20 protein-coding genes are annotated in these 19603 nt (G+C 73.0%); 13 read left to right on the top strand and 7 right to left on the bottom strand.

What is annotated here, in order from left to right:
• Positions 1-32: 32 nt before the first annotated feature.
• The 4 genes from C1N80_RS14495 (at position 33) to C1N80_RS15590 (ending at position 3351) form a co-directional block, all read left to right on the top strand.
• Complete coding sequence (locus C1N80_RS14495; RefSeq protein WP_137771427.1) at positions 33-914, top strand: SURF1 family protein; 882 nt, start codon at positions 33-35, stop codon at positions 912-914.
• Entirely contained in the window at positions 889-1269 is a 381-nt protein-coding gene (locus C1N80_RS14490; RefSeq protein WP_103385005.1) for a DUF3817 domain-containing protein, read from the top strand. The genes C1N80_RS14495 and C1N80_RS14490 overlap by 26 nt, the downstream gene beginning before the upstream one ends.
• 96 nt (positions 1270-1365) lie before the next feature.
• The gene (guaA, locus tag C1N80_RS14485) at positions 1366-2955 is read left to right on the top strand and encodes a glutamine-hydrolyzing GMP synthase (protein ID WP_137771426.1); all 1590 of its coding nucleotides are present in this window, start codon (positions 1366-1368) and stop codon (positions 2953-2955) included.
• 225 nt (positions 2956-3180) lie between these two features.
• On the top strand, positions 3181-3351 hold the full coding sequence (locus C1N80_RS15590; protein WP_168198122.1) for a hypothetical protein: 171 nt from the start codon (positions 3181-3183) through the stop codon (positions 3349-3351).
• A 7-nt stretch (positions 3352-3358) separates the two neighbouring features.
• Here the strand turns inward: C1N80_RS15590 and C1N80_RS14480 are convergent, their stop codons facing one another.
• Positions 3359-4429, bottom strand: a complete 1071-nt coding sequence (locus C1N80_RS14480) for a GNAT family N-acetyltransferase (RefSeq protein ID WP_137771425.1) — start codon at positions 4427-4429, stop codon at positions 3359-3361.
• A gap of 120 nt (positions 4430-4549) precedes the next feature.
• Positions 4550-6301 (bottom strand): MDR family MFS transporter, encoded by a 1752-nt coding sequence (locus tag C1N80_RS14475; protein ID WP_240811151.1) that lies wholly within the window; start codon positions 6299-6301, stop codon positions 4550-4552.
• 171 nt (positions 6302-6472) lie between these two features.
• On the opposite strand from C1N80_RS14475, the gene C1N80_RS14470 reads away from it, so the two are divergent.
• Positions 6473-7108 (top strand): TetR/AcrR family transcriptional regulator, encoded by a 636-nt coding sequence (locus C1N80_RS14470; protein WP_240811150.1) that lies wholly within the window; start codon positions 6473-6475, stop codon positions 7106-7108.
• Positions 7109-7119: 11 nt separating this feature from the next.
• On the opposite strand, the gene C1N80_RS14465 is transcribed toward C1N80_RS14470, so the two are convergent.
• Complete coding sequence (locus C1N80_RS14465; RefSeq protein ID WP_137771423.1) at positions 7120-8127, bottom strand: acyltransferase domain-containing protein; 1008 nt, start codon at positions 8125-8127, stop codon at positions 7120-7122.
• A gap of 92 nt (positions 8128-8219) precedes the next feature.
• On the opposite strand from C1N80_RS14465, the gene C1N80_RS14460 reads away from it, so the two are divergent.
• Complete coding sequence (locus C1N80_RS14460; protein WP_137771422.1) at positions 8220-9815, top strand: helicase HerA-like domain-containing protein; 1596 nt, start codon at positions 8220-8222, stop codon at positions 9813-9815.
• 202 nt (positions 9816-10017) lie between these two features.
• On the opposite strand, the gene C1N80_RS14455 is transcribed toward C1N80_RS14460, so the two are convergent.
• The 4 genes from C1N80_RS14455 to C1N80_RS14440 all read right to left on the bottom strand — a co-directional run bounded on the left by C1N80_RS14455 (position 10018) and on the right by C1N80_RS14440 (position 13383).
• Positions 10018-10431, bottom strand: a complete 414-nt coding sequence (locus C1N80_RS14455) for a hypothetical protein (RefSeq protein ID WP_137771421.1) — start codon at positions 10429-10431, stop codon at positions 10018-10020.
• A gap of 213 nt (positions 10432-10644) precedes the next feature.
• Complete coding sequence (locus tag C1N80_RS14450; RefSeq protein WP_137771420.1) at positions 10645-11391, bottom strand: phosphoglyceromutase; 747 nt, start codon at positions 11389-11391, stop codon at positions 10645-10647.
• 47 nt (positions 11392-11438) lie between these two features.
• On the bottom strand, positions 11439-11864 hold the full coding sequence (gene dtd, locus C1N80_RS14445) for a D-aminoacyl-tRNA deacylase (protein ID WP_137771419.1): 426 nt from the start codon (positions 11862-11864) through the stop codon (positions 11439-11441).
• Between the two features lie 7 nt (positions 11865-11871).
• Positions 11872-13383, bottom strand: a complete 1512-nt coding sequence (locus C1N80_RS14440; protein WP_137771418.1) for a phosphotransferase — start codon at positions 13381-13383, stop codon at positions 11872-11874.
• A gap of 57 nt (positions 13384-13440) precedes the next feature.
• Here C1N80_RS14440 and C1N80_RS14435 point away from each other — a divergent pair, with 57 nt between their 5' ends.
• From C1N80_RS14435 to purM, 7 genes are all read left to right on the top strand, one after another.
• Positions 13441-13866 carry a DUF3151 domain-containing protein gene (locus tag C1N80_RS14435; RefSeq protein WP_137771417.1) on the top strand — a complete coding sequence of 142 codons (426 nt, stop codon included), beginning with the start codon at positions 13441-13443 and terminating at the stop codon, positions 13864-13866.
• 120 nt (positions 13867-13986) lie between these two features.
• Complete coding sequence (locus tag C1N80_RS14430; RefSeq protein WP_137771416.1) at positions 13987-15285, top strand: adenylosuccinate synthase; 1299 nt, start codon at positions 13987-13989, stop codon at positions 15283-15285.
• A gap of 1 nt (position 15286) precedes the next feature.
• The gene (locus C1N80_RS14425; RefSeq protein ID WP_137771415.1) at positions 15287-15703 is read left to right on the top strand and encodes a sterol carrier family protein; all 417 of its coding nucleotides are present in this window, start codon (positions 15287-15289) and stop codon (positions 15701-15703) included.
• Positions 15700-16497 carry a copper homeostasis protein CutC gene (locus C1N80_RS14420; RefSeq protein ID WP_137771414.1) on the top strand — a complete coding sequence of 266 codons (798 nt, stop codon included), beginning with the start codon at positions 15700-15702 and terminating at the stop codon, positions 16495-16497. Before C1N80_RS14425 ends, C1N80_RS14420 begins: the two co-directional genes overlap by 4 nt.
• On the top strand, positions 16494-16835 hold the full coding sequence (locus tag C1N80_RS14415) for a hypothetical protein (protein WP_137771413.1): 342 nt from the start codon (positions 16494-16496) through the stop codon (positions 16833-16835). Before C1N80_RS14420 ends, C1N80_RS14415 begins: the two co-directional genes overlap by 4 nt.
• A 74-nt stretch (positions 16836-16909) precedes the next feature.
• Positions 16910-18409 carry an amidophosphoribosyltransferase gene (purF, locus tag C1N80_RS14410; protein WP_137771412.1) on the top strand — a complete coding sequence of 500 codons (1500 nt, stop codon included), beginning with the start codon at positions 16910-16912 and terminating at the stop codon, positions 18407-18409.
• On the top strand, positions 18406-19557 hold the full coding sequence (gene purM / locus C1N80_RS14405; protein ID WP_137771411.1) for a phosphoribosylformylglycinamidine cyclo-ligase: 1152 nt from the start codon (positions 18406-18408) through the stop codon (positions 19555-19557). The genes purF and purM overlap by 4 nt, the downstream gene beginning before the upstream one ends.
• Positions 19558-19603: the final 46 nt, after the last annotated feature.

Raw genomic sequence — 19603 nt, 5'->3', positions numbered from 1 at the left:
CCGCGTCCAGCCGGGGCTCCTACGATGAAGGCATGCTCCGTGCCGCCCTGCGCCCCCGCTCCCTCGGGATGCTCGCCCTCATGGTGGCGGCGACCGTCGTGTGCGGCATGCTCGCGGGCTGGCAGTGGGACCGTGCGCACCGGGCGATCACCGAGCGCACCTCCGCCCCGGCGGAGCTCGGCGACGTGCGCGACGTGCTCGAGATCGGCGGGGTCGTCACGAACGACGACTCCGGCGGCATCGTCACCGCGACCGGCACCTACGACGCCTCCCAGCAGATCCTCGTGGGCGGGCGGCACATCGACGGGACGGACGCCGCGATCGTCGTCACGGCCCTCCACCTGACCCTCGCCGACGGCTCCGAGGTGCTGCTGCCCGTCGCCCGCGGCTGGGTCGCGGCGGAGGACGTCACCGGGGCCGACGGCGAGCTCGACCCGGCCCTCGCCCCCGACCCGCCGAGCGGCGAGGTGACCGCGACCGGCCGGCTCGAGGCGAGCGAGGCCGCGACCGACGGCGTCGAGGACGGCATCGCCTCGGAGATCTCCACCCCGCTGCTCGTGAACGAGTGGGGGAGCCCCATGTACGCGGGCTACGTCGCGCAGACCTCCGCCGCGGAGGGCCTGCAGCCGATGCCGGAGGCCGAGTCCGCCTTCTCCCGCGGCCTGGACTGGCAGAACATCGGCTACGCGGCCCAGTGGATCGTCTTCGGCGTCTTCTTCCTGTACCTGTGGTGGCGCACCGTGCGCACCCACCACCTCGACGAGCAGGAGGCGCAGCGGGAGGCCCTGCGCGCCGCCCTCGGCGAGGAGACCCCGCGTCCCGCCCCCGGCGCGGACGCCCCGACCCCCGCCGGCGCCCCGGGCGCCGCCCATCCCCAGGAGGACGCCGATGCCGGCACCCCGCCCGCTCGATGAGGTGCAGGTGCGCACCTCCTTCGCCCGCTTCCGGGTCGCCTCGATCGTCGAGGGCTGCGCCCTGCTCGTGCTCTGCGCGATCATGATCATGCGCTACCTCGTCTACGGGGGGACCTCCCACACCTGGGAGCAGGTCTCCTCGGTGTGGTCCCCGATCCACGGCCTCATCTACATGGTCTACGTGATCCTCGGCTTCGACCTGTGGCTGAAGATGCGGTGGGCGCTGCCGCGCATGCTCCTGCTCATGCTCTTCGGCGTCGTGCCGGTGCTGTCCTTCTTCGGCGAGCGCTGGACCCACGAGTCGGTCGAGCGGGAGCTCGCCCGTCGGCCCACCCTGCAGGACGGCGAGCGCTGAACTCCCGCGCTCGGTGAGACGAGCACCGCTCGTTGAGACGAGCACCCCACGGGACGCGGGCGCGCCCGGGGTGCCGCGGCCCGTAGACTCTGCCGGGTGACCGACACCGACCAGCGCCCCGTCCTCGTCGTCGACTTCGGCGCCCAGTACGCCCAGCTCATCGCACGCCGCGTGCGTGAGGCGCGCGTCTACTCCGAGGTCGTCCCCCACACCATGGGTGTGCAGGACGTGCTCGCGAAGCAGCCGCGCGCGATCATCCTCTCCGGCGGCCCCTCCTCCGTGTACGCCGAGGGTGCGCCGCGCCTGGACCCGGCGCTGCTCGAGGCGGGGATCCCCGTGCTCGGCCTCTGCTACGGCTTCCAGTCGATGGCCGCGGCCCTCGACGGGACCGTCGCGCCGACGGGGGTGCGCGAGTACGGCGCCACGCGCCTCGAGGCCCTCGACGGCGGCTCCGAGCTGCTGCGGGATCAGGACCTCGAGCAGAACGTGTGGATGAGCCACGGCGACTCCGTGACCGAGGCCCCGGCGGGCTTCCGCGTGGTCGCCCGCTCGCAGGGCTCCCCGGTCGCCGCCTTCGAGCATCCCGAGAAGCACCTCTACGGCGTGCAGTGGCACCCCGAGGTGGGCCACAGCGACCGCGGCCAGGAGGTGCTCGAGAACTTCCTGCACCGTGGCGCGGGCATCGAGCCCACCTGGACCACCGGCAACGTCATCGAGGAGCAGGTCGAGCGGATCCGCGCCCAGGTGGGCGAGGGCACCGCGATCTGCGGCCTCTCCGGCGGCGTGGACTCCGCGGTCGCCGCCGCGCTCGTGCAGCGCGCGATCGGTGACCGTCTCACCTGCGTGTACGTGGACCACGGGCTCATGCGCCAGGACGAGTCCGCGCAGATCGAGAAGGCCTTCGGCGAGTCCACCGGCGGCGCCCGGCTCGTCATGGTCGACGCCGAGGAGCAGTTCCTCAGCGCGCTCGCCGGGGTCACCGACCCCGAGGAGAAGCGCAAGATCATCGGCCGCGAGTTCATCCGCTCCTTCGAGGGCGCCCAGGCGGAGATCCTCCGCGAGCAGGGCGTCATCCAGGGCGACCACGCCGAGGCGAAGACCTTCCTCGTGCAGGGCACGCTCTACCCCGACGTCGTCGAGTCCGGCGGCGGCGAGGGCGCGGCGAACATCAAGAGCCACCACAACGTGGGCGGCCTGCCCGAGGATCTCTCCTTCGAGCTCGTCGAGCCGCTGCGCGCCCTGTTCAAGGACGAGGTCCGCGCCGTCGGCTCCGAGCTGGGCCTGCCGGACGAGATCGTCTGGCGCCAGCCCTTCCCGGGCCCGGGCCTCGGCATCCGGATCATCGGCGAGGTCACCAAGGAGCGCCTGGACGTGCTGCGCAAGGCCGACGCGATCGCCCGCGCCGAGCTCACCGCCGCCGGCCTGGACCGCGACATCTGGCAGTGCCCCGTCGTGCTCCTCGCCGACGTCCGCTCCGTCGGCGTCCAGGGCGACGGTCGCACCTACGGCCACCCCGTCGTGCTGCGCCCCGTCACGAGCGACGACGCGATGACCGCGGACTGGGCGAAGGTCCCCTTCGAGGTGCTCTCCCGCATCTCCACGCGGATCACGAACGAGGTCAGCGAGATCAACCGCGTCACCCTCGACATCACCTCGAAGCCCCCGGGCACCATCGAGTGGGAGTGACGGCGCGTCCCTGACGCGCCCGCCCCCCCGCAATGGTCCGATTCCGTTCCAGATCCGCCGGCAATCCGGAACGAAATCGGACCTCTTTGCATTCGGGCGCCTCGTCGACCGCGACCCGGTCGCGCAGTTCGGCGACCTGTTCGCGATCGCGCAGCGCCACGGATGCGGGATCGACCTCCAGCTGCATGCCGGCGGTGAGCTCAGCTCTGCTCTTTCGACGACGCGATGATCAAGGACCGCACGCGTCACAGCGGGCTCACGGGGCGGCGGGACGTGGCGCACGGCTCCGCGCTCGGCCGTCTGCCCGCGGCGCGGCGGGAGGAGCTGCTCGCGCAGTTCGCGGAGCACCGCGACCGGGGCCGGGCGGTCGTGGAGGACGGCGCGCTGGCCGTCTGAGCCGCGCTCAGCCCTCCGGCGGCTCGAGCAGCCGGGAGGGGTGGGACGCGGCCCGCGCGTGCCAGGTCTGCGTGCGCTCGAAGGCCCGGAAGCCCATCGCCTCGTAGAGGCCGTTCGCCCCGGTGGGGGAGTCCGCGTCGACCTCGAGCTCGAGACGGGCGCGGCCGCGCTCGGCGGCGTCGCGGAAGGCGGCGTGCAGCAGCGCCTTGGCCACGCCCCGGCCGCGGGCGCTGCGGTGCACCCCGAGGTACTCGAGATAGGTGCCCTCGCCGAGGTCGCCGCGGGGCTCCTGGCGGGCGGCGACGAGACCGCCGGCGGGCAGCCATCGGCCCTCCCTTTCGACCTCGGCGATCCACCAGTGGTCCCAGTCCGCCTCGCGGGGGTCCTCGACCAGGCGCTGCACGAACTCGGCGAAGGACTCCCTGTAGGACCCCCAGTGGTCCGCGAAGGACTCCTCGAGCATGCGGTGCACGGTGGTGACGTCCTGGGCGACGGGCAGGCCCGAGGGGTGTCGGTGCACGCGCCGCACCCGTGTCCCCTCGCGAGGGGCGGGCAGGTCGGTCGCGTCGGTGGGGTCGACGGGGCGGCGCATGTGCAGCCAGGTGCGCACGTGCGTGAAGCCGGAGGCGGCCAGCAGCGCCGAGCGGTCCGTGTCCGTCTCGGTGACGGAGGCGTCCAGCCAGGTGGCCTCGACCCCGCGGTGGCGGGCGAAGGAGCCGCCCACCTCGCGGGCCCAGGCGAGCAGGGCCGCGGCGAGCTCCGCCCGGCGGGGCAGGTCGCGGGCGAGCGCCCACTGCAGGTCGGTGCGGCCGCTCGCGCGGTCGGCCAGGGCGATCCAGCCCACCGGCTCCGCCGTGTCGCCCGCTCCGTCGGGCACGACGACGACCTGCCGGCGGGAGAAGGAGCGCAGCCCCACGAGCCGCGAGCGCAGCGAGTCGGCGGTGACCTCGGCGTCGGGGGTGTGGGTGCGCTGGTCCGCGGTGACCAGGGCGTCGAGCGGTCCCACGTCCGCCTCGACGGGAAGGCGCGAGGTGAACCCCGCGGGCAGGTCGGGCGGGAAGTGGTCGCGCAGGAGCATCCGCCCATGGTGGCACGGCCGTGCCTCGGAGGCGCCCCGGGACGACCACGGCCCCCTGCCGCGAGGGCAGGGGGCCGTGGGGGAGCGGGGCGGACGCCGAGGTGCCGTCCGCGCCCGGGGTCAGCGCTCGGCGGGTCCGTCCGCCCGGTGCGAGTGCCGCTCCTCCGTGTCGACCACGCGGATCTCACCGGTCGTGGTGACCGAGCCGCTCGCGCCGATCGCCGCGAGGGCGCCGGTCGTGGTGTCGCGGAACTCGTGCGTCTCCTCGGCGGTCTCCGTCGAGTCCTGCTCGTGGAGCGTGTCGCGCAGCGGCATCTGCTTGATGAACAGCGAGAGCAGCAGCGCGGCGATCACGAAGGGCAGGGCGGTGAGGAACACGTCGTGCATGGCCTCGCCCATGCCGGTGCGGATCGGGTCCACGAGGAACGCGGGGAGCTTCGCGAGGGCCGACGGGTCCAGCACCGCGGCCTCGAGCTGGGAGGCGTCCAGCCCGCCCTGCTGCTGCAGGGCCGCCATCTGCTCGGCGGGGAGCTTCGCGAGCTGCTCGGGGATGGCGGTGGCCATCTGCGCGGTCATCACGGTGCCCAGCACCGCGGTGCCGATGGTCGAGCCGATGTTGCGGAAGAACTGGATCGCGGCGGTCGCGATGCCCAGCTCGCGCTGCGCGACGGCGTTCTGCACGACCAGCGTGTACACCTGCATGCACAGGCCGAGCCCCAGGCCGATCACGATCATCGCGAGGGTCAGGTGCCACTGCGAGTCGCCGTACTGCAGGTTCGCCAGCAGCAGGTAGCCGCCCACGAGCACGAGTCCGCCGAGGATCAGGAAGGGCTTGTAGCGGCCGGTGCGGGTGATGAGCAGGCCCACCACGATCGAGGTGACGATCATGGCGACGGAGAGCGGGATGAGGATCGCCCCGGAGTTCGTGGCGGAGACGCCCATGACGCCCTGCGCGTAGACCGGGATGTAGATGATCGCACCGAACATGGCGACGGCGATCGCGAAGGACGCGCCGACGGAGAGCGCCACGATCGGGCGGCCCAGCAGGTGCATGGGCAGCAGCGGCTCTGCCACGCGGGTCTCGATGATCACGAAGGCGGCGAGGAACAGCGCGGCCACGGCGTACATGCCGATGATCGTCGCGGAGCCCCAGTCGTAGGTGTTGCCGCCCCAGGTCGTCGCGAGCAGCGCGATGACCAGGCCCGGGGTGAGGGTGAGGATGCCGGGGAAGTCGACCTTGCCGTGCTGGCCGGAGACCGGCAGGTGCAGGAAGCGCAGGATGAAGCCGAAGGCGACCACGCCGAGCGGCAGGGTCAGGTAGAACAGCCAGCGCCAGCCGAAGTTGTCCGTGATCGTGCCGCCGATGAGCGGGCCGACCACGGAGGTCACGCCGAAGACGGCGCCCATGATGCCCTGGTACTTGCCGCGCTGGCGGGGCGGGATGATATCGCCGATGATCGTCTGGGACAGCGGCATCAGGGTGCCCATGCCCAGGCCCTGGACCGCGCGGGCGAAGACCAGGAACCAGAAGCCCTGGGAGAGGCCGGCGAGGATCGAGCCGATCATGAACACGGCGAGGCCGCCGAGGTAGAACCAGCGGCGACCGTAGAGGTCGGACAGCTTGCCGACGATCGGGACGGCCACGGCGGAGACCAGCATCGCGGCGGTCGCGATCCAGCTGTAGTGCTCGACGCCGCCGAGCTCGGCGACGATGCGCGGCATCGCGGGGCCGACGATGGTCTGGGAGAGGGAGGCCACGAACATGCCGAGCATGAGGCCGACGAAGACGAGCTTGCCCTGCCGGTCGAGGCCGGTGAAGGCGGTCTGGGGTTCGGCGCCGGAGCCCGGCGCCTGGGGGGTGGATGTGCTCACGGATACCTCGGAGTGATGGACGGTGGACGGATGGTGAGGGCGCGCGCGGACGCGCCCGGCGGTCGCAGCACGCCCTCGGGCCCGACCGGAACATGCTAGCCAACTGTTGCATTCACTGCACTATTGCACTGAGTGCAGTTTTTGTGAGATGGCGGACCTACGATGGACCCCGTGACCGACACCCGCACCCCGACCGACACCTCCACGGCCGCCCCCGCCTGCGAGGAGCTCGGGCTGCGCGAGCAGAAGAAGCGCCAGACCCGCCTGGCCATGCACCGCGCCGCCCTCGAGCTCGTCGCCGAGCACGGGCTCTCCGCGGTCACCGCGCAGATGATCGCCCAGCGCGCCGGCGTCTCGACCCGGACCTTCTTCAACCACTGGTCCACCAAGGAGTCCGCCATCCTCGGGGTCGTCGGGGACGAGGGGCCCCGCGCCGTCGCGTCGCTGCGCGAGAAGCTCGTGGTGATGACCGTCCGGCAGGCGCTGCACGCGGTCATGCGGGACGGCATCGCGAACGTGCCCGTCGACCCCGAGCTACGCGACCTCAAGAAGAGGGTCATGGCCAAGGAGCCGAGCCTGCAGAGCATGTCGACGGGGAACCTGCAGGCGATGCAGGCGGAGCTCGTCGATGTGCTCACCGAGTCCCTCGACGGCGAGCACGCGCGCGACCACGCCGAGATCATGGTGCAGGTGGGCTTCGCGCTCACGCGCAGCGCCTTCTCGATCGCCATGCGCCGCGGCATCGACCCCGTGCGCGCCTTCGACCAGGTCGTCGCCGTCTATCTCCGGGACGACATCGACCTCTGACCGCAGCGGCCTCAGCGCATCAGGCGCCCCGTGCCGCCCGTCCAGCCGCGGCCGTCGGCCAGCCGCTCCGCGACGCCCTGCTCGAGGCGGGTGCGGCGGGGGAGCGAGGCCGGGTCCACGGGCGGGCGCTGCCCGAACACGAAGAACAGTGCCGCGTCGTCCATGCGGGTGTGCTCGAGCATCTGCCAGAGCGCGGCGAAGCGCGCGAGGTTCGAGGTGGGTCCGGTGACCTCGGCGAGCTCCTCGCTCAGCAGCCAGGAGTCGCACGTGAACTCGTGGCCGAAGGCAGGCTCGTCCTCGGCGCGACCGGCGCCGAGATCGGCATAGTGCTCCGAGAAGTAGGCGGTGGCCGCCGCGAAGGAGGCCTCGACCTCAGCGGGGTCCAGCGGCCCGGTCGCGGGGATGTGCGTGCCGACCATCCAGCGGGAGGGCTCGTCCGGTGAGATCCGCTCGGCGCCGGTCGCGAGCCGCGCGACCCGCCGTTGCGAGAGGTCGAACTGGAGCCGGCCCAGGTGCACGAGGCGCCCCGCCCAGTTCCCGCTCACCCAGTTCAGCTGGTGCAGGCCCAGGCGGCCGGTGCCTTCGCGGTGCACCCGCATCTGCTGGCCGAGGTCCGCGAGCACGTGCCAAGACTGCTCGGGGCTCAGTCCGCGGGCGGCGTGCCAGGCCCGCACGGTCGAGGTCGAGACCAGCAGGGCGAGGATCGGCACGAGGCCCTCACCGGGGGCGAGGCGCTGCTGGAGCGCGTCGTGGCGGGGCTTCTCCGTCTCGAGGTCCACGGCGGGCACCTCGAGGCCCGCGCCGGCGCGCAGACGGTTCGCGAGGGCGGTGACCTCGGCGAGGATCTCCTCGTCGGCCGCGGCGGCATCGAGCAGCGCGGGGAGCTCCGCGGCGTCCTCACCCGTGATCCCGAGCTGGTCGAGGAGGGCGGAGCGCGAGGGGGCGGTGAGCATGACGCGCACGGCGGCGGCCTCGAGCTCGTCCTCGGCGTGCAGGGCGGTGGGCGCGGGCGACGTCATGGGGACACGCTAGTGGGTGACGGGCGCCACGGTGGTTACGATCACGGGGTCCCGTCCACCAGCGCCGTCCCCCGGCGACCAAGGAGCCCTCGATGACCGCCACGCCGCAGGATCCCTCCGCCCCTGCCACCCCGCCCGCCGCCGGCTCCGAGGAGGCGCAGAAGGTCCGCGACGCGTACGCCTTCGAGGGCGGCCGCATCCACCTCGGCGCGATGCTCGACGGCGAGGAGCCCGACCCCTCCGTCCCCGTGAACCTCTCCCTCGCCATGCTCAACCGCCACGGCCTCATCGCGGGCGCCACCGGCACCGGCAAGACCCGCACCCTGCAGATCATCGCGGAGCAGGCCGCGCACGCGGGCGCCGCCGTCTTCGTCGCAGACATGAAGGGCGACCTCTCCGGCATCGCCGTCCCCGGCACCGCCTCGGAGAAGCTCACCGCGCGCGCCGCCGCCCGCGGCCAGGAGTGGGTCTCCCGCGCCGCGCCCACGGAGTTCTACACCCTCGGCGGCGAGGGCGAGGGCGTGCCGATCCGCACCACGGTGAGCGACTTCGGCCCCGTGCTCATGGCGAAGGTGCTCGAGCTCAACGAGACCCAGGAGTCCTCGCTGGGTCTGATCTTCCACTACGCGGACTCCCAGGGCCTGGCCCTGCTGGACCTCAAGGACCTGCGCGCGCTCATCCAGTTCCTCACCTCGAAGGAGGGCAAGGGCGAGCTCCAGGGCATCGGCGGGATCTCCTCGGCGACCGCGGGCGTCATCCTGCGCAGCCTCACCGCCTTCGAGGCCTCCGGGGCCGACGTCTTCTTCGGCGAGCCGGCCTTCGACACCCAGCAGCTGCTGCGCACGAAGGACGGCGCCGGGATCATCTCCTGCCTCGAGCTGCCCGGCGTCGCGACCCGGCCCGCGCTCTTCTCGACCTTCATGATGTGGATGCTCGCGGAGCTCTACCAGGAGCTGCCCGAGGTGGGCGACCAGCCCGTCCCCAAGCTCGTGTTCTTCTTCGACGAGGCGCACCTGCTGTTCAAGGACGCCTCCAAGGCGTTCCTGGACCAGGTCGTGCAGACGGTCCGGCTGATCCGCTCGAAGGGCGTGGGGATCTTCTTCATCACCCAGACCCCCAAGGACATCCCCTCCGAGGTCCTCGCCCAGCTCGGCAACCGCGTCCAGCACGCCCTGCGCGCCTTCACCCCGGACGACGCGAAGGCCCTCAAGGCGACCGCTAAGACCTTCCCCACCTCGAGCCACGATCTCGAGGAGGTCATCCCGGCGCTCGGCACGGGCGCCGCGATCGTCACCGTCATGAGCGAGGACGGCGCCCCCACGCCCGTCGCGATCACCGCGGTGCGCGCGCCGGAGTCCTCGATGGAGCCCGCGGGTGCGGAGGTCATCAGCGGGATCGTCGCGGCCTCCCCGCTGCAGGCCGAGTACGGCACCCCGGTGGACCGCGAGTCCGCCTACGAGATCCTGCAGAAGCGCGCGGCCGGCGCCCCGGAGGCCGGTGCGGCCGACGGCGCACCCGCTCAACAGGGCCGGGCGGCGGAGCCCGACGCCGAGCCGGCCGCGAAGGCGAAGAAGAAGGAGGAGGGGATGCTCGACAACCCCGCCGTGAAGTCCTTCCTCCGCTCGGCGGGAACCGTCCTCGGCCGCGAGATCAGCCGCTCCCTGTTCGGCACCCGCAAGCGGCGCTGAGGCGCCGGGCGCCGCGCACGCCAGGGCCCCGGGGACACGGTCCCCGGGGCCCTCTACACTCCGGAACCGTCAGTCGCCCTCGTCGAGGGCTACGTAACCATCTGCCATGTCTCTGAACGCGAGGTTGTGCGCGGCAAGGGCCATGACCTGGTCCCTCCATGCACGGCGGAACGGGGCTCCGAAGTGAGCCAGCTCGGGGAGATCAGCGGCGGGGGAGACGTCTTTGCTGTCGATCGTCACCCCCGCGAGGTCCGAGGTGGATCGCCTCGAGTCCGTGCAGTCCGCTGATCGGGCTCAAGTCCTCGTAAGGGCCCCACTTGACGTCCAGGAACCGCAGGTTCGGCAATCCCGAGACGGCATCCAACAACCGCTGGGGGACGCGGGATGCGAGGAAGAGGTGGGTGATCGGCGCATCCCCCGCGGAGAGCAGCTCAATCCACCCGTCGAGTATGCGCCGTTTCTGGGTCGTCGTCCTCGCCTGCTCGTCGTCGAGCTGTGTCGCCTGGACGGCGACCCACGACTCGCCCGCGTAGGTCGCGGGGTCCCACAGCCCGGTGAAACGGTCCATGTGGCGCATCGGTGGGCTGAAGCCCTCAGGGACATCGGGGTAGAACATGGGCATCCTCCTGCAGGCGTCTGATGCCCCAATGATGCGCTGTCGGTCCTCGGACGAGATGCCACCGCGTCGTCCGTGGTGCGCCGGGGACCCGGCACGGTTCGACGCTGGCACGCCCCCGGTGACCCGGGGAAGGGGGAGAAGTCCCCATGGACAGCACGGCGCCCCCACCCTGCAGCAGGATGGGGGCGCCGTGGGCGCGGAGCGCTCAGCTCACTTCTTGCCCTGGTTGGCGACGGCCTCGGCGGCGGCCTTCGCGGCGACCGGGTCGAGGTAGCGGCCGCCCTTCTCCACGGGGGAGAAGGACTCGTCGAGCTCGTAGACCAGCGGCTGACCGGTCGGGATGTTCAGGCCGGAGATCTCGTCGTCGGAGATGCCGTCGAGGTACTTCACGAGCGCGCGCAGCGAGTTGCCGTGTGCCGCGATCAGCACGACCTTGCCGGAGACGAGGTCGGGCTTGATGCCCTCCTCCCAGTAGGGGAGGAAGCGCTCGACGACGTCCTTGAGGCACTCGGACTTCGGGAGCTGGTCGCCGAGGTCCGCGTACTGCGGGTCCTGGTCCTGCGAGAACTCGGAGCCGAACTCGATTGGCGGCGGCGGGGTGTCGTAGGAGCGGCGCCAGGCCATGAACTGCTCCTCGCCGTACTTCTCCCGGATCTCGGTCTTGTCCAGGCCCTGCAGGGCGCCGTAGTGGCGCTCGTTCAGGCGCCAGTCGCGGCGCACGGGGATCCAGTGGCGGTCCGCGGCGTCGAGCGCGAGGTTCGCGGTCATGATCGCGCGGCGCTGCAGGGAGGTGTGCACGACGTCCGGGAGGATGCCGGCCTCCTTGAGGAGCACGCCGCCGCCGGCGGCCTCCTCACGGCCCTTCTCGGTGAGGGCCACGTCGACCCAGCCGGTGAACAGGTTCTTCGCGTTCCATTCGCTCTCGCCGTGGCGGAGCAGCACGAGTGTGTAGGTCATGCCCTCAGCGTACTGGGCGCGCCCGGGCAGCCGCCGGGCCTCTCATCTCAGGCCTCGACGAGCACCGTGAAGGGGCCGTCGTTCAGGAGGCCCACGCGCATCTGCGCGCCGAACACGCCGGTCGCGACGGTGATCCCGCGGCCGCGCAGGTCCGTGACGACGGCGTCGACGAGCGGCTCCGCGACCGGTCCCGGGGCGGCGGCGCTCCACGAGGGCCGGCGGCCCTTGCGCGTCTCGCCGTAGAGCGTGAACTGGGAGACCACGAGGACCTCCGCCCCGGCGTCGGCCACGGAGCGCTCGCCGTCGAGGATCCGCAGCTCCGCGATCTTGCGCGCGATCGTCGCCGCCTGCTCGGGGCCGTCCTCGTGGGTGACGCCGACGAGGGCGAGCAGACCCTCGCCCGCGATCGCGCCGACGACCTCGCCGTCGACCTCCACGCTCGCGCCGTCCACGCGCTGCAGCACCGCTCGCACCGTCGCCTCAGCCCGGGAGGTTCGTGGGCAGGCGGCGCTCCTGCGTGGGGGCGTCGTCCTCCGCCGCGGCGGCCGCGTCGAGGGGAGCCTGCGGCGCGGTCGCGACGCCGGGCGCCGAGGGGACCGAGCGTGGCGGGGACGTCATCGGGGCGCCCGCGGGGGGAACGGGGTGCGGTGCCGGGGCCGCCGCAGGGACGGGACCCGGGGCCGACGGCGTGGGCACGACGGGCAGGCGCTGCGACTCCGCCGCCCGCGCCCGCTCGACCCAGCGCTCGGCGACCCGCACGATGGCCTCCGTCGCCGCCTCCCAGGACGCCTCCTGCTGGCGGTGCGGGCCGGTCGCGAGGGAGAGCACCACGCCCGCGGAGCGCAGCGCGAGCTCGGTGGGGTCCACCCGTTGGGCGAAGGTGACCTGCCAGGTCGTGATCGCCTCCTCGACTCGCTGCTGCATCGCCCGGTCGATCCGGCCGGCGTTGCCGTAGTCCGCGAGCACGCTCAGGTGCGCGAGCAGGCACGCGAGGTCGTCGGAGCGGCGGCCCGGACCCACGGTGTCGATGTCCAGCAGGCCCACCACGCGGCCGTCCTGCACGAACACCTGCGCCTCGTAGAAGTCGCCGTGGACGACGTCGTGCGGGCGCACGTCCATCCGCCGCTCGAGCGCCGCGAGGCCCTCGCGGATCGCGCGCACGAGCCCGTCCAGGCGCGGCCCGAGGGCGGGGACGGAGGAGGCGACGATGCCGGCGTAGAACTCGACGGAGTCCGTCCACGGCGGGCGCAGCGGCAGCGGGTACAGCGAGGCGGGGAGACGGTCCAGCAGGGCGACCAGGTCGTCCGCGGAGCAGGCCTGCACCCCCTCGTCCACGACTGCTCGGGAGAGCGGGCGGCCCGGCAGCTCGCGGAGCACGACGAGGCCGTCGTGATGGGCGAGGACCTCCGGGACGGGCACGCCGGCGCCGAGCAGCCGCTGGTGGCGGTCCACGATCTCGCCGCTGCGGTGGGGCTGCATGACCTTGAGGAAGACGGCGACGCCGTCCTGGCTCGCGCGGAGCACCGCGCGCCGGCCGGGACGGTAGGAGACGACGTCGATCGCGATCGGCGCCTGCGGGTCCGGCCCGAGCGCGACGCCCAGGTCGCGGAGGGTGCGGCCGACGACGTCCGGGTAGCAGACCTGGGGGAGCATCGGCAGCCACGGGTCGTGCGGGTAGCGCCACACGCGCACGTTGATGTCGCCGTCGGTCATGACGAGGGTCTGCTCGGCGACGTAGAGGTCCTTCTCCCGCTCGCCGATGTGGGCGCTCGCCCCGAACAGCTCCTCGCGGGCGGGGGCGTCCGGCCCGTCGAGCTCCGGCCAGGAGACCATCGTGCGGTACAGGGCCTTGGTGCTCCGGCCGGGACGGTGGTCGACGTGGTCGAGCTGCCAGCTGTGCAGCACCCCACCGGAGTTGCCGACGGCGGAGCGGAGGAGGCCTCCGGCGCCCGTGCCGGTGAGCAGCTCCGAGCCGTCCTGCGTGCGTGCCATGGATCGTTTCTACCAAGCGTCGGGGGATCGTGAGGCGGGCTCGCCTACGATGCGTGCATGGCTGATCGTACCGATACCCCGCGCTCCGCGAACCTCCTGGGGATCCCGGAGACCCTCCTCCCCGACGACTTCGTCGACGTCGAGGTGGCCGAGCTGCTCGTCGACGGGGACCCCCGGGAGATCGCGAGCACCCACCTGGATTCGCCCCTGGCCTGGGCGATCCTCGCGCAGGACGCCCTCGAGGACGGTGACGAGGTCGCCGCTTACGCCTATGCCCGCACCGGATACCACCGCGGTCTGGACGCATTGCGACGCAACGGCTGGCGCGGCCAGGGCCCGGTGCCCGCCTCGCACGCCCCCAACCGCGGCTTCCTGCGCGCGCTGGTCATGCTGGGGGAGACCTCCCGTCGGCTGGGCGACGAGGCCGAGCACGAGCGCGTGCAGGACTTCCTGCGCGAGGCGGATCCCACACTCCTGCCCTGAGCCCCGGGATCCCCTCGGGGACTCTGAGACCCCTGTCGCCGCGGCGGCGGCTCCCGGCCCGGTCACGGGTGGCGCTTGGTACGATCCTCGCGTCCTTCCACCGTCCTCCGAGGAGTCGCCATGCCCGCCGTCGTGATCGTCGGAGCCCAGTGGGGCGACGAGGGCAAGGGAAAGGCCACCGACCTCCTCGGTGAGCGCGTCGACTTCGTCGTCAAGCCCAACGGCGGCAACAACGCCGGGCACACGGTCGTCGTCCACGGCGAGAAGTTCGAGCTCAAGCTCCTCCCCGCCGGCATCCTCTCCCCGCGGGTGACCCCGGTCATCGGCAACGGCGTGGTCGTGAACCTCGAGGCGCTCTTCGAGGAGATCGCGACGCTCGAGTCCCGCGGCGTGGACACCAGCCGCCTGCGGATCAGCGCGAACGCGCACGTCGTCGCCCCGTACCACCAGACCCTCGACAAGGTCACCGAGCGCTTCCTCGGCAAGCGCGCGATCGGCACCACCGGCCGCGGCATCGGCCCCGCCTACATGGACAAGATCGGTCGCCTCGGCATCCGCGTCCAGGACCTGCTGGACGCGTCGATCCTGCGCCAGAAGGTCGAGGGCGCTCTGCGCCAGAAGAACGAGCTGCTGGTCAAGCTCTACAACCGCCGCTCCGTCGACGTCGACGAGATCACCGACGGCCTGCTCGCCTACGCCGACCGGCTGCGCCCGATGATCGTGGACACCACCGAGCTGCTGAACTCGGCGCTGGACCGCGACGAGGTCGTCCTCATGGAGGGCGGCCAGGCGACCTACCTCGACGTGGACCACGGCACCTACCCGTTCGTCACGAGCTCGAACCCCACCGCGGGCGGCGCGTGCACCGGCACGGGCATCGGCCCCACCCGGATCGACCGCGTGATCGGCATCGTCAAGGCGTACACGACGCGCGTGGGCGCCGGCCCGTTCCCGACCGAGCTCGAGGACAAGTGGGGCGAGTACCTCCAGCGCGTGGGCCACGAGGTCGGCGTGAACACCGGTCGTCCCCGGCGCTGCGGCTGGTACGACGCGCTCATGATCCGCCACGCGGTGCGCATCAACGGCTTCACCGACATCGTGCTCACGAAGCTCGACGTCCTCACCGGCATCGAGGAGGTGCCGATCTGCACCGCCTACGACGTGGACGGCGTGCTCCACCACGACATGCCGATGACGCAGACGGACTTCCACCACGCGAAGCCGGTGTTCGAGACCCTCCCCGGCTGGACCGAGGACCTCTCGCTCGCCCGCAGCTTCGAGGAGCTGCCCGAGAACGCGCAGAACTACGTGCGCCGCCTCGAGGAGCTCGCCGGCTGCCGGATCAGCGCGATCGGCGTGGGCCCGGACCGCGAGGACACGATCGTCGTGCACGAGCTGCTCCCGGCGGCGACCCGCTGACGTGGTGACCCGCCGCACCGATCCGCAGGAGGGACGGGACGCGCTCGCCGCCTGGGCCCTCGACCCCGAGGGCGCCCGGCGGCCCGTGCTCGCCCCGGCCGTGCGGCACACCCTCGAGCTGTTCGCCGAGGAGTTCCCCGGCGGCGCCGTCGAGCTGCGGGTCCCGCCCTACGCCGCGGTCCAGGCGGTCCCCGGGACCCGGCACACGCGCGGCACCCCGCCGGCCGTCGTCGAGACCGACGCCGCGACCTGGCTCGCCCTCGTGACCGGCGGCCTCACCTGGGCCGAGGCCCGCGACACCGGCCGCCTGACGGCCTCGGGGGAGCGCAGCGACCTCTCCGAGCTGCTGCCGCTGCCCGGACCCCGTCGCACCGTCCGCACGGCGCTGGCCGCGGGCGCCGCGGAGGACCCCTCATGAGCGTCGCCGTCGAGATCGCCGTCCAGGACCTCGCGGGGCTCGAGATCGCCGCCCTCGCGGGCGCCGACCGGGTCGAGCTTTGCGTGGACCTCGAGCGCGGCGGCATCACCCCGCCCGCCGAGCTGGTCGCCGAGGCCGCGGAGCGCGCCGCGGCGCTGGTCTCCGTGCGCGACGCCCGGCCGCAGTTCGACGTCCACGTGCTCCTGCGCACCCGCGCGAGCACGGGCGACTTCCTCGGCCGGCCCGCGGAGTTCGTGCACGACGCCGAGGAGATCGCCCTGCTCGCCGTGCAGGCCGCCGAGGTCGTCGAGGCGGGTGCCGCGGGCGTGGTGCTCGGCGGGCTCACCCCCGACGGCGAGCTCGACGTCCCCGCGCTCACCACGATCCGCGACGCGGCCCTGGGCGCCGCGCAGTCCGCGATGCGCGGGCTCACCCTCACCGCGCACCGGGCGGTGGACGCCCTGCCCGAGCGGGCCGCCCGCGAGGAGGCCGTGCGCACGCTGCTCGGCCTCGGATTCCACCGGGTGCTGAGCTCCGGCGGCGCCGCGCGGGCCCTCGACGGCGCCGGCGACCTCGCCGCCATGGTCCGTGCGGGCGAGGAGCTCATCGACATCTGCGCCGGAGCCGGCATCCGCCCGGCGGACATCGCCGAGCTCGTGCGCACCACGGGCGTCGCCGACGTCCATCTCTCCGCCCGCCGCCGCCCCGGCTCCGCCGTCGAGGCGGACGCCCCCGACACCCCCACCGACCCGGCGATCGTCGCCGCCGCGGTCGACGCCGCAGGAGCACTGTGAACGACACGTCCTACCCCGCCAGCCCGTCCACCCCCGAGGCCGCCCCGGAGGCCCCCGCCGCCGCGCGCGTCCCGACGGAGTCCGAGCTCGCGGGCGCCACCACGCTCTACAAGCGCACGGGCCGCAGGCCCACGCTCGGCTTCTGGATCGTGATCGCGTTCCTCGTGCCCGTGCTGGTCGCCCTGATCGTCTCCCCGTTCCTGCAGCTCGGCGGTCTCGCCGGCGCCGTGACCCTCGCGCTGGACGCCGCCCTCTTCGTGGGTGTGCCGCTCGCGGCGATCGTCTGCCTCGTCGAGATGCTCGTGCTCCGCGCACGGTCCCGCCGCGCCGGTCGCTGACCAGCGGTTCCGTCGCCCGAGCGGGCGCGCGGACGACCGTCGCCGGGGATCTGCCGCTGTGGCAGAATGGCCGGGTGGCACGCGGCGACGGAACCCTCTCCCACGACCTCCTCCCCGGCGAGAAGGGCCCCCAGGACGCCTGCGGCGTCTTCGGAGTCTTCGCCCCGGGGGAAGAGGTCTCCAAGCTCACCTATTACGGGCTCTACGCCCTGCAGCACCGCGGGCAGGAGTCCGCTGGCATCGCGACCTCCGACGGCTCGCAGATCCTCGTCTACAAGGACATGGGACTCGTCTCCCAGGTCTTCGACGAGACCAGCCTCGAGGCGCTCCAGGGGCACATCGCGATCGGGCACACCCGCTATTCGACGACCGGCGGCTCGATCTGGTCCAACGCCCAGCCCACGCTGGGCCCGCGGCCGGACGGCACCGTCGCCCTCGCCCACAACGGCAACCTCGTGAACACCGAGGAGCTCCTCGCGCTCGTCGAGGAGCGTCACGGCGGGCAGTCCCGCGGCGAGATCGCCCGCGGCAACACGACGGACACCGCCCTGGTGACGGCCCTGCTGAACACCGAGGGATCGCTCGAGGACTCCCTCGCCGAGATCATGCCCCGCCTGCACGGCGCCTACTGCTTCACGCTCATGGACGAGCGCACCCTCTACGCCGCGCGCGACCCCCAGGGGATCCGCCCGCTCGTGCTGGGCCGTCTCGAGCGCGGCTGGGTGGTCGCCTCGGAGACCGCCGCCCTGGACATCTGCGGCGCGAGCTTCGTGCGGGAGGTCGCCCCGGGCGAGATGCTCGTCATCGACGAGCAGGGCCTGCGCAGCCGCCAGGTCATCGAGCCGAAGCCCAAGGGCTGCGTCTTCGAGTACGTCTACCTCGCCCGCCCGGACACCCGCATCGCCGGCCGCAGCGTCAACGAGTCGCGCGCCGAGATGGGCCGCCGCCTCGCCCGCGAGCACCCCGTCGAGGCGGATCTCGTGATCCCCACCCCGGAGTCCGGCACGCCCGCCGCGATCGGCTACGCGCAGGAGTCCGGCATCGCCTACGGCCAGGGCATGGTGAAGAACGCCTACGTGGGCCGCACCTTCATCCAGCCCAGCCAGACGATCCGCCAGCTCGGCATCCGCCTCAAGCTCAACCCGCTGCGCGAGGTCATCGCGGGCAAGCGCCTCGTCGTCATCGACGACTCGATCGTGCGCGGCAACACGCAGCGCGCGGTCGTGCGGATGCTGCGGGAGGCCGGGGCCGCGGAGGTGCACGTGCGCATCTCCTCCCCGCCGGTGCGCTGGCCCTGCTTCTACGGCATCGACTTCGCCTCGCGTGCGGAGCTGATCGCCAACGGGCTGGACACCGAGGAGATCGCGCGCTCGATCGGTGCGGACTCCCTCGGCTACATCTCCGCGGAGGGCATGATCGCGGCGACGGAGCAGGGCCGCGGCGCCCTGTGCACGGCCTGCTTCTCCGGCGAGTACCCCGTGTCCCTCCCGGATCCGGTCGCCCGCGCGCAGGGGATCCCCGCGTCGGCGAACTCCGCACCTCTCGAGCACCGCACCGTCAAGGAGCCCGCATGACCACGAGCGAGTCCGCCTCGCCCTCCGGCCTGACCTACGCCGCCTCCGGCGTCGACACCGCGGCGGGGGACCGTGCGGTGGACCTCATGAAGGAGGCGGTGGCCGCGACCCACGGCCCCAAGGTGATGGGCGGGATCGGCGCCTTCGCCGGCCTCGTCGACGTGAGCGCCCTCAAGGACTTCCGCCGACCGCTGCTCGCGTCCTCGACCGACGGCGTCGGCACGAAGATCGCGATCGCCCGCGCCCTGGACGTGCACGACACGATCGGCCAGGACCTCGTGGGCATGGTCGTCGACGACATCGTCGTGGTCGGCGCCCGCCCGATCGCGATGACCGACTACATCGCCACCGGCAAGGTCGTCCCCGAGCGGATCGCCGACATCGTCCGCGGCATCGCGGAGGGCTGCCGGCTCGCCGGCTGCGCGCTCGTGGGCGGCGAGACGGCGGAGCACCCCGGTCTCATGGCCGCCGACGACTACGACGTGGCCGGAGCGGCCGTCGGCGTCGTCGAGGCGGATGCGCTGCTCGGCCCCGAGCGCGTGCGCGCCGGTGACGTCGTGCTCGGCATGGACGCCTCCGGACTGCACTCCAATGGCTTCTCCCTCGTGCGCGCCGTGCTCGACGGCGCCGGCATCCCGCTGGAGGGGCACGTCGAGGCGCTCGGCCGCACGGTGGGGGAGGAGCTCCTGGAGCCCACCCGCATCTACGCGGCGGACGTCCTCGCCCTGCTCGAGGACGCGCGCACGACGGGCGCGGTCCATGCCCTGAGCCATGTCACCGGCGGCGGGCTCGCCGCGAACCTCGCCCGTGTGGTGCCCGAGGGCATCGGGGTGCGGATCGACCGCGCCTCCTGGACGCCGCTGCCCGTCTTCGGGGAGATCGCCCGCTGGGGTGCGGTGCCGCAGCTCGATCTCGAGGGGACCCTCAACATGGGGATCGGCATGATCGCCGTCCTCGAGGCGGAGCGCGCCGAGGCCGCGATCGCGGTGCTCGCCGAGCGCGGGCTGGGGGCGCGGGTGATCGGCGAGGTCCTCGATCCCGCGGAGCTGCCCGCCGCGTCCTCCCCGATCGAGCACGTCGTGACGGGGGCGAAGGGCGTCGAGGGCGGCGAGGTGCTCATGGCCGGCCAGCACCCGGGCTGGGCCTGAGCGGGCCGGGACCGCTCACCAGGACCATGACGGACAGACGGAGGGC

Origin of the sequence: Brachybacterium sp. SGAir0954 (genome assembly GCF_005490785.1) — a bacterium.
In the GTDB taxonomy this organism is placed as follows: Bacteria; Actinomycetota; Actinomycetes; order Actinomycetales; family Dermabacteraceae; genus Brachybacterium; species Brachybacterium rhamnosum.
Note: the sequence above shows the minus strand (reverse complement) of the source record. Positions and strands in the feature narration are given on the sequence as shown.